Source organism: Xenorhabdus mauleonii (assembly GCF_900113945.1).
GTDB lineage: Bacteria > Pseudomonadota > Gammaproteobacteria > Enterobacterales > Enterobacteriaceae > Xenorhabdus > Xenorhabdus mauleonii.
Genome location: NZ_FORG01000010.1, coordinates 13,554 through 26,370, shown reverse-complemented (window position 1 = coordinate 26,370; position 12,817 = coordinate 13,554). Strand labels below are relative to the sequence as shown.

Annotated in this window: 11 protein-coding genes; 3 read left to right on the top strand and 8 right to left on the bottom strand. The window is 41.9% G+C overall.

Features of this window, described 5'->3' with window-relative positions:
- Positions 1–36: 36 nt before the first annotated feature.
- A complete protein-coding gene (gene galE / locus BM100_RS11160; RefSeq protein ID WP_092510926.1) occupies positions 37–1,056 on the bottom strand; it encodes a UDP-glucose 4-epimerase GalE in 1,020 nt (339 codons plus the stop codon).
- A 129-nt stretch (positions 1,057–1,185) separates the two neighbouring features.
- Here galE and BM100_RS11155 point away from each other — a divergent pair, with 129 nt between their 5' ends.
- Entirely contained in the window at positions 1,186–1,929 is a 744-nt protein-coding gene (locus BM100_RS11155) for a 4'-phosphopantetheinyl transferase family protein (RefSeq protein WP_244590559.1), read from the top strand.
- Positions 1,930–1,981: 52 nt separating this feature from the next.
- Here BM100_RS11155 and BM100_RS11150 read toward each other — a convergent pair whose 3' ends face one another.
- From BM100_RS11150 to BM100_RS11130, 5 genes are all read right to left on the bottom strand, one after another.
- Positions 1,982–3,025, bottom strand: coding sequence for a hypothetical protein (locus BM100_RS11150; protein ID WP_139216952.1), 1,044 nt, complete (start codon positions 3,023–3,025; stop codon positions 1,982–1,984).
- A gap of 68 nt (positions 3,026–3,093) precedes the next feature.
- Positions 3,094–3,621 carry a fimbrial protein gene (locus BM100_RS11145; protein WP_092510924.1) on the bottom strand — a complete coding sequence of 176 codons (528 nt, stop codon included), beginning with the start codon at positions 3,619–3,621 and terminating at the stop codon, positions 3,094–3,096.
- Entirely contained in the window at positions 3,618–4,382 is a 765-nt protein-coding gene (locus tag BM100_RS11140; RefSeq protein ID WP_092510923.1) for a fimbrial biogenesis chaperone, read from the bottom strand. Before BM100_RS11140 ends, BM100_RS11145 begins: the two co-directional genes overlap by 4 nt.
- Before the next feature lie 13 nt (positions 4,383–4,395).
- Positions 4,396–6,924, bottom strand: coding sequence for a fimbria/pilus outer membrane usher protein (locus tag BM100_RS11135; RefSeq protein ID WP_092510922.1), 2,529 nt, complete (start codon positions 6,922–6,924; stop codon positions 4,396–4,398).
- Between the two features lie 145 nt (positions 6,925–7,069).
- The gene (locus BM100_RS11130) at positions 7,070–7,609 is read right to left on the bottom strand and encodes a fimbrial protein (protein WP_092510920.1); all 540 of its coding nucleotides are present in this window, start codon (positions 7,607–7,609) and stop codon (positions 7,070–7,072) included.
- A gap of 27 nt (positions 7,610–7,636) precedes the next feature.
- Between BM100_RS11130 and BM100_RS11125 the strand changes: the two genes are divergently transcribed.
- Positions 7,637–7,858 carry a hypothetical protein gene (locus tag BM100_RS11125; RefSeq protein WP_099139504.1) on the top strand — a complete coding sequence of 74 codons (222 nt, stop codon included), beginning with the start codon at positions 7,637–7,639 and terminating at the stop codon, positions 7,856–7,858.
- Between the two features lie 47 nt (positions 7,859–7,905).
- Here the strand turns inward: BM100_RS11125 and speB are convergent, their stop codons facing one another.
- Both speB and speA read right to left on the bottom strand, forming a co-directional pair.
- A complete protein-coding gene (gene speB, locus BM100_RS11120) occupies positions 7,906–8,832 on the bottom strand; it encodes an agmatinase (protein ID WP_092510916.1) in 927 nt (308 codons plus the stop codon).
- 87 nt (positions 8,833–8,919) lie between these two features.
- Positions 8,920–10,824: a biosynthetic arginine decarboxylase gene (gene speA / locus BM100_RS11115; protein ID WP_092510914.1), complete on the bottom strand. Its 1,905-nt coding sequence runs from the start codon at positions 10,822–10,824 to the stop codon at positions 8,920–8,922.
- Positions 10,825–11,522: 698 nt separating this feature from the next.
- Here speA and metK point away from each other — a divergent pair.
- A complete protein-coding gene (metK, locus tag BM100_RS11110) occupies positions 11,523–12,677 on the top strand; it encodes a methionine adenosyltransferase (RefSeq protein WP_092510913.1) in 1,155 nt (384 codons plus the stop codon).
- Positions 12,678–12,817 lie beyond the last annotated feature (140 nt).

Here is a 12,817-nt window from a genome sequence, read left to right as displayed (position 1 = left end):
TCGTCCTATTTCAATTCTTTCTACTTCAGTTTCTTTCTACTTCAATTTATAGCCATTAGGATTCTGGGACTGCCAACGCCACGCATCTGCCGTCATTTCAACCACCGTCCGATGAGCTTTCCAGCCTAAATCACGTTCGGCTTTCTCCGGGCTTGACCAACATTCAGCAATATCTCCCGGACGGCGGGGACATATTTCATAGGGAACCGGTTTACCACAAGCCTGACTGAAGGCTTCCACCATTTCCAGCACACTGGTGCCCTTTCCGGTGCCCAAATTGTAGATGTGCAGGCCTGATTTCTTGCCGACGGCATTCAATGCCGCGATATGCCCATCAGCCAAATCCATCACATGGATGTAATCGCGAACTCCTGTGCCATCAGGTGTCGGGTAATCATTGCCATAAACAGACAGTTTTTCCCGGCGACCTACCGCAACTTGAGCGATATAAGGCATCAAGTTATTGGGAATGCCTTGTGGATCTTCGCCCATTGTGCCTGAAGGATGCGCGCCAACCGGATTAAAATAGCGCAACAGCACAACAGACCAATCACTTTCTGCATGATGAAGATCAGACAGGCAACGCTCGACCATATATTTACTGGTTCCGTAAGGATTGGTGGTATTGCCGACTGTGGAGTCTTCCGTAATGGGCACGACATCGGGATCGCCATAGACCGTGGCAGATGAACTGAAAATGATACTTTTTACACCCGCTTTATGCATGCTGCGCACCAGCACCAGCGTTCCGTTGACATTGTTATCGTAATATTCGATAGGCTTGTCAACCGATTCGCCAACGGCTTTCAAACCTGCAAAATGGATCACGGATTGAATGTTATGGCGGGAAAAAATGGTATCAAGAAATGGCTCATCACGAATATCGCCTTCATAAAACAGAGGCTTCGTCCCCGTTAACGCTTCAATGCGAGCCAGTACTTCACGATTGGCATTGCACAGATTATCAATGATGATTGGCGTCATGCCTGCTTCCATCATTTGAACACAGGTATGGCTGCCGATATACCCCATTCCGCCTGTCACTAATATTTCCACATTAAGCCCTTTTTAAAAATGATAGCTACGAGAGTATAAAAAGAGTCTGCACATTAGTGAACCGAAATTAAAGTATGGCAGAATGCGGACAATCATTTTTAGCAATCTGTTACCCAACAATCAAAACTGATGATGAAAAAAATTACCTTTACCTCTGTCCAAGCTTCTTCTGCAAATGATCCTTTTTTCGCAGATTTACAAACCGGCTCATTGCCTGAACATCCGGATGTTCAAGTCATGCTGGCTTATTTTTCTCAGGCTTTCTACCGAGATACATTATTTGATGAACATGGCATCACGTTTCCCGTCAACTTGCAAAAAGCGGTTAACAAACGACGTTCTGAGTATCTGGCTGCCCGCTACTGTACACAGTACGTATTGAATCATCTGAACTATCCACATTTTCAGGTAACCAACGCGGTGGATCGCTCTCCCATCTGGCCTGACAACATTTGCGGTTCTATTTCGCATTCAACCAATTGTGCTATTGCTTTTGCCGCTTCTTGTGATCACTACCGAATTATTGGTATCGATATTGAGCAGGAAATCAAACCTGATACGATCGAGAATGTTTCCGCCAGCATTATTAATGATGCCGAAAGAGCATTATTGACGGTATGCACATTAACCTTAGAACAGGCATTTACGCTTGCATTTTCCATCAAGGAGAGTCTGTTTAAGGCACTCTATCCCCACGTAAAATGCTTTTTTGATTTTCATGCGGCTGAAATTACTGCAATTGATTGCCATTCCCACACTGTAAGCATCAAACTACTGCAAACATTATCCGAACAGTATCAGGCTGGCTTACCATTTCATGGAAAGTTTGTGTTGATGCCACAACAGCAAGTCTTGACGTATATTGTGGCGTAAACCGTTCAGCAAAATCACCACGAATAAGTGGGTGATTTTGCTGTAAACACAGTTAATCTATCCATACTTCTAATACTGCTTTCGCTGAATAGGTTCCAGGGGTTACAACATCCAATTTTTTTATTAATGTACTGCTTAAGGTTAACAACTCGCCCCCTGAACCCACCTTTATTTGGGCTATATTGTTCTTACCTTTCAACATTGGATCATATCCTTCTAAAACTAATAAACTTTCAACACCTTGATTATTAAATGGTAGTTTTAATTTTATTTTACCATCCTCGAACGTACTAACTGTATTATTAGCAGTGAGAGAAAAATTAACCGGAACAGGACTCTGACATTGAATATGATATTGATATGCCATATTGTGATCTTCAAAATTCGTCGTTGTTAAACTATCATGTGTAAGAGCTATTTTATCAGGTAGTACTACAGCGCATGAATTAGTGATATTGATGATGTAATTTAGGTTTAAAATTGTGCCGTAAGATAGACTTTTTGTATACTTTTCCCAATATGCTTGAGGGGTGGGTTCTCCATAGTATCCTAATTTACCAATAACTATACTACCTCTATGAACCCCAAATGGGATTTCACCTTCTATTTTATATTTTATGGACCCTGGCATTTTAATTCTATTCTCAAATGATTGATATGAATTATTTTTCATACAGTTAACATCAGAATAATAACCATTACTCAAAATGGTAACAAAGCCAGGATTTTCATAATAATAATTTTCATTTTTTATTATACTCAGATCACTGTCACTCATTGCCAAATTAGCATTATACACAGCGCCATTGAATCTGAATTTCACACTATTCTCCAAATTCAAAACGGCGTAATTATTTACTTTAACTTTATCAGTGCATTTATTAGCATTATTTATAGAAACTCTCCCAAAAACTTGGGATGGAAGCTCAAATTTAATTGGTAATGTTCCATCTCTGGGGCTCACCCCGGCATAATTACCATTAAAATTAGAATTCCCCGATGAGATATAAAAATGCCAACCCCCTGTATTACAATAAGAAAAATCATGATAAGCAATCAACAAACAAAAAATAAATATAAAATTAAATTTTTTCACACTTACTCCTAACCAGATACCTTTACCAAAAAATAAAATTGTTCTTGAATTGTGGCTAATGACGTTCATCATTCATAATTTAAAACCACGTTAGCTGATGAATTAAATACCCCCGACTTTAATATATCGGGCTTTATTGGCATTAGGCTTGCTGTTAACGTTATTACGCCTCCCGGTTGCCATTCGTGAATATTAATATCATCAATTTCAATCCAACTATTCAAAGAAACAGGTTTACTCCCCTTAGTCAACCCAATCCCTAATCCATCCATTGAAGTTTTCATAATATTATTATCCTTTGTATTACTTTTATCATATGGTGTTGCACTCACTCTCATCTTTAGTAATTTATCTTTTGGTGAAGAGCTATCACACTCGATTCTTAATTTAATTTCTTTTTCATTTTTTTTTGTGCTCACATCGAAAACACTCATTGCCCCAAATGAAACTGTGATTAATTTTTTTCTATCCTCACTCGTTACGGTACAAGTGGGTGCCCGTAAAGCCACTTTCACCGTAATATCAATATGTCTGGCATCCCCCCATCGGCTCCATAACAGCAGGAAAAATAAAGCCATGCAGATATAACGGTTCATGATGTTATATCCTGCTTTTTGTTTTTATCCGATTTTTTATTTTCACCCGTAATGCACCTGTCTGTATCACATCGAAATTGCAGTGTAATCTGCCCACCATAATCATTAATAAAAGTCAGATTAGGTGTAGTATATTGCCCTCTTTTCACGGTTTCACTGCCAAACGGAGCCAACATCACCGTATCAAATTTCCCTTTCGCAGATTGTTCTTGATTATTCCCCATACCAATCATCGTGATGTAATAAGGGGTCGGATTCTCAATGCGATATCCGCCGGATATCTTGTGTAAAATCAATTGATCCTGCCAGACAGCATTAGGCTCTTTTTGTATTGCTTTCGGGCGGTAAAACAATTTAATTTTAGTTTGCAAAGCAATTTGCAATACATTGTCTTGATCACCTTTGGGGGGAATTTCCCGCAAATTGAAATAAAATAACGATTCACGATCCTGAGCCATTAAATTGGCGGCAGGAGTCGCTTCCAGCCTAACCAATCCCCGTTTCCCCGGTTGTAAACGTTGTACCGGCGGAGTGGCAACCAGCGGCCCGGTGGTTATTTTCTGTTGATTTTCATTTTCTAACCAAGCCTGAGCTAAATAAGGCAGCTCTTGATTCTCATTTTCAATATTCAATGCAATAGACTGCTTATCGCCGGGGAATACAATTCTCGTCCTGTCCAGTGAAATTGCAGCCTGTATTGAAAACGTACATACGATAAAACCACCAATTACTGTTTTTATCAGATATTTTGCTTTCAGCATTTCAGTTCTTTCCTTATCCATTTATATTTATCTGTTCTTGCTCAGTACAGGGCAATAAAACCTGTGACAGAGAGTCGATATGCTCCGGTAATTCCGCCGTACATATTTTTTTACTCCAATTCACTGTTAATTTTTCTTTTGGTTGAATTCCGCTGATCCACGCCACCCCGCCATCACTGACAATCCCCAGTTCATGGCCTTTTTCATTACGCACACTGGCACCAAACGGCGGGGAACCATTATCTTGCAATTTCAATACCACAAATAAACGCTTACCTTTCACGACATCAAATTTGCGATACCCAATTGCGCCTTCGGTTAAAAACGATTCCACAACAGCATTCCGTGCTTCCATATCAGCAGTCAGCTCATCAACATCAATAGTAGTGATATTTCGATAATAACTGTTGATATCTGTAACAACCCCAAATCCCTTATAGTTAGTTATCACTCGGCCATCATCGATAGGGACTTTCGCAATACCTTCCGTATCCACTAGCAAACGGGTTCCTCCATTAAATCCTCCTGAATGCAATGCCGCTCCTTCAGGTGTTATCGTCACGCCGCCATAAACCGAACCGCCGACAGAAAAATAACGCCCTTGGGTTGCCGACATATTGACTGATGTATTTGCTATTCCACCTACATGGCTGTAATAACCACTGAGTTGTGCATCCGTTTGTCCTTCTTTGCTGTGAGTGACTCCCGCAGTCAGGCTATAGGTATTATTTCTTTCTGTTTGGTTGTAATAACTGGCAGTATGGGAGAATTGCTGGTTATTATAAGAACCGTTATAGCTCACACTTCCCGACGATAAAGGAACTGACAAACGCAAGAAAATTTCATCATTAACTTTATTGGTATCAGAATAACGGTTCCGGGCTGCGGATATACCCACTGAAATATTATTTACCCCAAAAGCCGAAAAATATTTATCTGCCCGAAGATTGTAATTGGTCGAATCATTTCGATCCCAATAAGTTTGACGATGATAAGAACCACCAATTGATAACTTTTGTTCAGAAAAATACTGACTCAAAGATAATGTATATGTCTCTTTATTATTATTTTTATAGGTATAGTTCCGATAACGCTCATCGAGGTATTGCTGCATGGTCGTGTAGTCACTTTCACTGAAACGGTATCCGGTAAAAGAGATATTCGCACCAATATCATCAAAACTTTTAGCGTAATTAAATCGCCATGAACGCCCGATTTGGGTTCCTTCATCTCGGAATGTTTTGACCATTGACTGCGTAGCATCCAGAGATAAGGTTCCCAGTCGCATTAAATCAAGACCAATGCCTAATGCTGCCGCATTATATTTTCCCGCAATAATACTTCCGCCATAAACTGACCAGTAATTGGATACGCCATAACTTATTTCCCCCGCCCCGAATATTGGCCCTTCGGTTTGATGGGACTGATACCTTGAGCGGCCCAAGAAAAATTTATAGCGAAACTGACCAGGGCGGGATAAAAACGGCACATAGGTCGCATTAACCTGAAACGTTTTTACCTGACCGTCTTGTTCAGTGACTTTGACATCCAGTTCTCCACGAATGGAACTACTGAGTTCCTTAATGGAAAACGGCCCGGCTGGCACTGTGCTGTCATAGAGTATTCGTCCCTGCTGTGAGACCGTCACTCTGGCATTGGTATCCGCAATGCCATTAATTTCAGGGGAATACTCCCTTAATTTTGGCGGTAATTGACGTTCATCACTGGTAAGCGCCAGTCCTGTATAACTCCAACTCTGCAATAAATCAGAGCTAAAAGACGATTCACCAATCGTCAACTTTGAACGCCACGCGGGTAATGCGCGGTACAGATAAATGCGATCCCAGTCCAACGAGGTACTCTTTTGCCTCGATTGCCCAGCGGTATAGCTGTAATTCCCCCGATAATTGCTCCGTAAGCGCCAGGCACCATAGTTTGCTCCCACAGTTCCATTAATCCACGCTGACTGAGAATGTCCTCCATGTTCAGGCTTACTCAGGGTTGCATCCGCATTATAGTCCAACAATAAACCTGGAATACCGTTATCCCAACGCGATGGCGGAGTCCAGTAAGGATCGGTATATTCTAAGTAGGCTTGCGGAATGATAAGGTTGAATTGCAGTTCTGGCATATCTGCGAATGCTTTCACCCCTTCCAGGACAGAAAAATCTGCACATTGTCCTTCATGCCATAAGCTAATACGATTCTGAATACGTTCCGTTAATCCCACTTTATCCAGTAACAAGGGAGAAATGCAGGCTTCTGATGTTATTTTTTCCCCTACTTGCCGTGAGTAAAAGGGAATAACAGTGTCCTTTGAAATACTTTGCCCATTAACCCTAAAAGTTAATTGATACCTTCCCGGCATAACATAATCAGCTTGAGAGAAGCGTGATAAATCGATATGTTGTTTATCTTCTGTATCCAACAGATCGGTATAAAACTCTATGCTCTCTTCTGCTCTTGGTTTTCCATTATTTATGGCTACCAGCAAAAAAAACAAAAACGAATAAAGTATTATTTTTTTATTTATTTTACTCATGGCTTTTCCTTAGCATTAAATAGATTTTAATTGCTGTGAAAGCTGTGTAATAAAGATAAATTTCGTGCGTGAATATGTCTAACGTTCCACTTAAACCTTATATATTTTGGTTTAATGAAATGTTTAGTGTTGTTTGCAATATAATTTAACTATATTTTATCATTACATTTGCTACACCTGTAAATTTCCCAGCTTGAACTGCACCTACAGTGCTATCAGTCGACTTATGAATACTCGCCGTAAATTTCAAACTGAAGTCATCGCCCGTTAATTTTTCAGAACCCATCTCATTACCAAAAATAATGTCGTGACCTTTCTCATCTTTCAATTTAATCACAACATTAGTGCCATTTTCCGTAACCAATTCAGTGTTTTTTGCGGTTGTAGTACCCAAAAATGTCAAAGTAACATTTGTGTAGGTACTGCTTTTACAAGTAAAATCAATTACTATATTTTTCTCATTAGTAAAATCATTATTTAAAAACTCAGGACTGACAACATCAAATTTAACGGGCAATTTTCCTTGTGTTGGCGAAATTTGGCAGGGTGGCTCAATGATTTCTCCTTCAAAATTAATTTGAATTTTATCTTCCACCGATGTTGGTTTATTTACATCCGCTAGAGCACCAAATACACTCATTCCAAATATAAAGCTGGTTATCATACTGACTTTTTTTAGTTTCATTTGTCTTATTCCTTAGTACGAGAGTTGTTGAAACAAAACGTTGATTTTTTACTGACCAATATTGGAGCTATTGCTTTTTACAATATTTATATAGCTTCAGAATCAAAATTATGCACCATTGATTTTTATATCCAATTGATTTTATTGAATAAGAAAAATAACTCTATTTTTTATTTGTTAACAGTTAAGAATGGCGCATCTTTTTATATTATTCCAAATAAAAATAATAAAGGCCCACTTAAAAAGTGAGCCTTAAATTCTCAAACGAGAATAGCTATCCGTTTACTGCATGTGTGCTAAACGGCTTTCTTTGACGCCTGCAAATACAGTAATTCCAAGCCAATGGTTGCCGCCGCCAACGCAGTAATCTCAGATTGGTCATAAGCCGGAGCCACTTCCACGACATCCATGCCGACAATATTCAGCGGTTGCAGGGCACGCAAAATTTTCAATGCGCGATCTGACGTCAATCCACCAATGACTGGCGTTCCTGTCCCCGGAGCAAATGCCGGATCAAGGCAGTCAATATCGAATGTCAGATAAATCGGTAAATCGCCTACGATGGATTTGATTTGTTCAACAACATCTTCAACACCGCGATCATTCACCTGACCGGCATCCAACACCGTGAAGCCATTATCTGTATCGTGTTCAGTGCGAATACCAATTTGTACGGAATGTTGAGGATCGATAAGCCCTTCATTTGGCGCATGATAAAACATCGTACCATGGTCAAATTTACTACCGTTAGGGTAAGTATCGGTATGAGCATCAAAATGAATCAGCGCCATTTTGCCAAAGTGTTTAGCATGGGCCCGCAAAAGCGGCAAAGTAACAAAATGATCACCACCAAAAGACAGCATCCGTTTGCCCGATGCCAACACTTTTTCGGCATGTGCCTGCAACTTATCGCTCATGTCCTGAGCATCACCGAAGTTAAATACCAGATCACCGCAATCCACCACATTCAGGCGCTTGCGCAGGCTAAAATTCCACGGCCAGCGGCTGCTTTCCCATGCCAAGTTAGTTGATACCTGACGAATTGCGGCAGGCCCGTGTCTGCTGCCCGCACGCCCCGATGTCGCCATATCGAATGGGATCCCGGTAATCACCCATTCAGCATCACTGCTATAAGGCTGAAAATTCAATGGAAAACGCAGAAAACCAAAGGCATTCGAAACCAAAGAGTTATCAATTTGATTTCCTAAGGAGCTAATACTCATGATGTATCCTCAAAAGCCCGCGCCACCCGTTCACGTTATCCAATTATAAGTAGCAGCAGTGGCGCGCGGCTTGTTTATGCAAGAAGATTATTCATCTTCCAAATAGGTGTAACCATATAGGCCGCTTTCAAATTCTTGCAGGAATTGTTCCTGTAAACTTTGATCCAAATCCGTTGATTTAACCTGATCACGGAAGCGGGTGAGCAGTACCTGTGGCTCCAATTTGACGTATTGGAGCATATTAGCGACGGAATCACCTTCTTCGCTCTGCTGATAAGTGACTTCACCCGTTTCTGACACATAAACATCAATGGCAGCCGTATCCCCGAACAGGTTATGCATATTGCCCAAGATTTCCTGATATGCGCCGACCATAAAGAAGCCAATCAATGGCGGGTTATTCGGATCATAAGCCGGCATTGGCATGGTTGTCGCCACACCGTCACCATCAACATAATGATCAATGGTGCCGTCTGAATCGCAGGTAATATCCAATAGGACAGCACGACGATCCAGCGGCTTATCCAGCCCTTCAATCGGCAGGACAGGGAATAACTGATCGATACCCCATGCATCTGGCATTGACTGGAATAGTGAGAAATTCACGTAGAATTTATCTGCCATGCGCTCCTGCAATTCATCAATGATTGGGCGGTGCGCACGGTTGCTTGGGTCAAGATCCTGCTGAATATGACGACAAATATTCAAATACAGTTCTTCAGCCCATGCCCGCTCAGTCAGAGACAACATGCCGTGGGCATATTGAGTATGTACATCATGCAAATCAAACTGGCTGTCATGCAACCATTCACGCAGGGAACGGCGGCTACCGTCAGACTGCATTTCCTGCCAAGTGTCCCACAGGCTGGTCAGGGGGCGTGTTGCATCTTCTGCCGGCGCGGTTGTTTCCGTGAATTCGTTACGCTCAACCCCAATCACATTGGAGACTAATACCGTATGGTGAGCTGTCAGTGCGCGACCGGATTCAGTAATGACGGTTGGGTGAGGCAAACCGTGTTCTTCACATGCGTCGCCGATGCCCCAAATCACGTTATTCGCGTACTCATTTAGGCCATAGTTGACTGAGCATTCTGATTGGGAACGCGTGCCTTCATAATCGACACCCAACCCACCACCTACGTCAAAGCATTGGATTGTTACACCCAATTTAGCTAATTCGACATAAAAACGGGCTGATTCGCGCACACCTGTTGCCACATCACGAATATTCGCCAACTGAGAACCCAAATGGAAATGCAGCAGTTGCAAACTATCCAATCGCCCTGCAGAGCGTAGCGTCTCAATCAGTTGCAATACTTGTGCTGCCGCCAGACCAAATTTGGATTTTTCACCGCCACTGGCTTGCCATTTGCCAGAGCCTTGGGAGGCAAGACGTGCCCGAACCCCCAAACGTGGGATCACATTGATGCGTTCTGCTTCTTCCAATACCATCTCAATTTCAGACATTTTTTCGATGACCAGATACACTTTATGTCCCAGTTTTTCACCGATCAATGCCAGACGGATGTATTCACGATCTTTGTAGCCATTACACACAATGACTGTACCGGTCATGCCTGCATGAGCTAATACTGCCATTAATTCCGCTTTGGAGCCTGCTTCCAGCCCGACGGGTTCATCAGCATTTGCCAGTGTTTCAATCACACGGCGTTGCTGGTTAACCTTGATCGGATAAACCAGAAAATAATCCCCTTTATAGCCATAAGATTCGCGTGCACGCTTAAACGCTGCATTAATGGAACGCAGGCGGTGTTGCAAAATCTGGGGAAAACAAAACAATGCAGGTAAACGTAACTGTTCCTTTTCTTCTTGAACTTTTTTCACTAAATCAGCGAGTTCAATTTGAGCTCCCGGTAAATCAGGGTTTGGACAAACACTGACATTACCCAGATCATTGACATAGTAATAGCTGCCGCCCCAGTATGCGATATTGTAAGTCTGTCGCATTTTGCGAGCGATATTATCATTCATGGCAGTCTCCTTCATGGAGTCGAGGTTTGCCTTCACCTGTAAAGTCAATAACCCAAGGCACTGTTTTATCGTGCGTATCTTGCGCATTAAAAAATGTCAGGGAACAGCATGCTCTTAAATTATAGGTACGTTTAGAGGGAACTAAACAATATATTTACTGTGTGGCAGTATGATGCCAGCTCGATATTGCCTGCGCATTTACCCGTTGTTTTTCAAAGGGTAGGTATACACGGGTAACATCGAAATGAATTCATATTTAAAAGGAAGGAACAAGATGTGGATACATCAATGGCATAATGTGGCTGTTGGCCGTTGGCAATCAGCAGATAATGGTTCATAACCCCATTCACCCCCACATGGCTTACCTGTCGCAAGCCGTTTCTCAATTGAGAAGCAGGACATATGGAAATCTCCTGCAAGCGCCGTAACTTCAAGTACAAAACTGTCTTATGTTACGCGCGCAGTTTATACCTGTAATCCAACAAAAATGCAAAATGAAATTTATCTAAATTGAGTTATTTTTCTATCAGTTTCAGGTTGAAAAACCAAAATAATTATACGGTGAAAGATATTTAAAATGAAAAAAACTGGTATCCTTAGCCAGAGTCAATTAAAATTAGCCGTCTAGATGGTAAAACATCCCCCCTTATACTACCATCCACCCTTAAACCAAATTATATTTAAGGTAATGAAATATAATGACTACACACCTTTTCACTTCTGAGTCTGTTTCAGAAGGACATCCAGACAAAATTGCTGATCAGATTTCTGATGCTGTTCTTGATGCTATCTTAGAACAAGACCCCAAGGCTCGTGTTGCCTGCGAAACTTATGTTAAAACTGGCATGGTCATGGTTGGTGGTGAAATCACTACCAGTGCTTGGGTTGATATTGAAGAGATCACTCGTCGCACAGTGCGCGAAATCGGCTATACCAGTTCAGATATGGGCTTTGATGCCAATTCATGTGCAGTTATCAGCGCGATCGGTAAACAATCCCCTGATATCAATCAAGGTGTCGACCGATTAGATCCTCTGGAGCAAGGGGCTGGTGATCAGGGGTTGATGTTTGGCTATGCGACCAATGAAACTGATGTATTGATGCCAGCGCCTATCACCTATGCACACCGCTTGGTTGAACGTCAGGCAGAAGTCCGTAAAAACGGTACATTGCCATGGTTGCGCCCGGATGCAAAAAGCCAGGTAACATTCCAGTACGATAATGGCAAAATTGTTGGTATCGATGCCGTTGTGCTTTCTACCCAGCATTCAGAAGAGATTAACCAAAAAGCGCTGCAAGAAGCGGTAATGGATGAAATCATCAAGCCAGTTCTGCCAACCGAATGGCTGACTCCGATGACTAAATATTTCATCAACCCAACCGGCCGTTTCGTTATCGGTGGCCCAATGGGTGACTGTGGTCTGACTGGCCGTAAAATCATTGTAGATACCTACGGTGGTATGGCGCGTCACGGTGGTGGGGCATTCTCAGGTAAAGATCCTTCTAAAGTTGACCGTTCAGCTGCCTATGCCGCTCGTTACGTTGCTAAAAACATCGTTGCTGCAGGTCTGGCAGATCGCTGTGAAATTCAGGTTTCCTACGCGATCGGTGTTGCAGAGCCAACGTCTATCATGGTTGAAACTTTTGGTACTGAGAAAGTATCTACTTCAACACTGATTCAATTGGTACGTGAGTTCTTTGACCTGCGCCCTTACGGCCTGATTAAAATGTTGAATCTGCTGCAACCAATTTATCGTGAAACTGCGGCATACGGCCATTTTGGTCGTGAGCAATTCCCTTGGGAAGCAACAGATAAAGCTGAAATTCTACGTTCAGCAGCAGGATTAAAATAATCCTTTGCTAATTCATGTAGCCCGCACTGCCCTTATGCACTGCGGGCTTTTTTAGTGAAAAATATATTTGTCATCTTTCAAGTGTATCTTTGTCACTCCCATGACACCTCGATACAACACGAACCCCATCGGGTATAAAT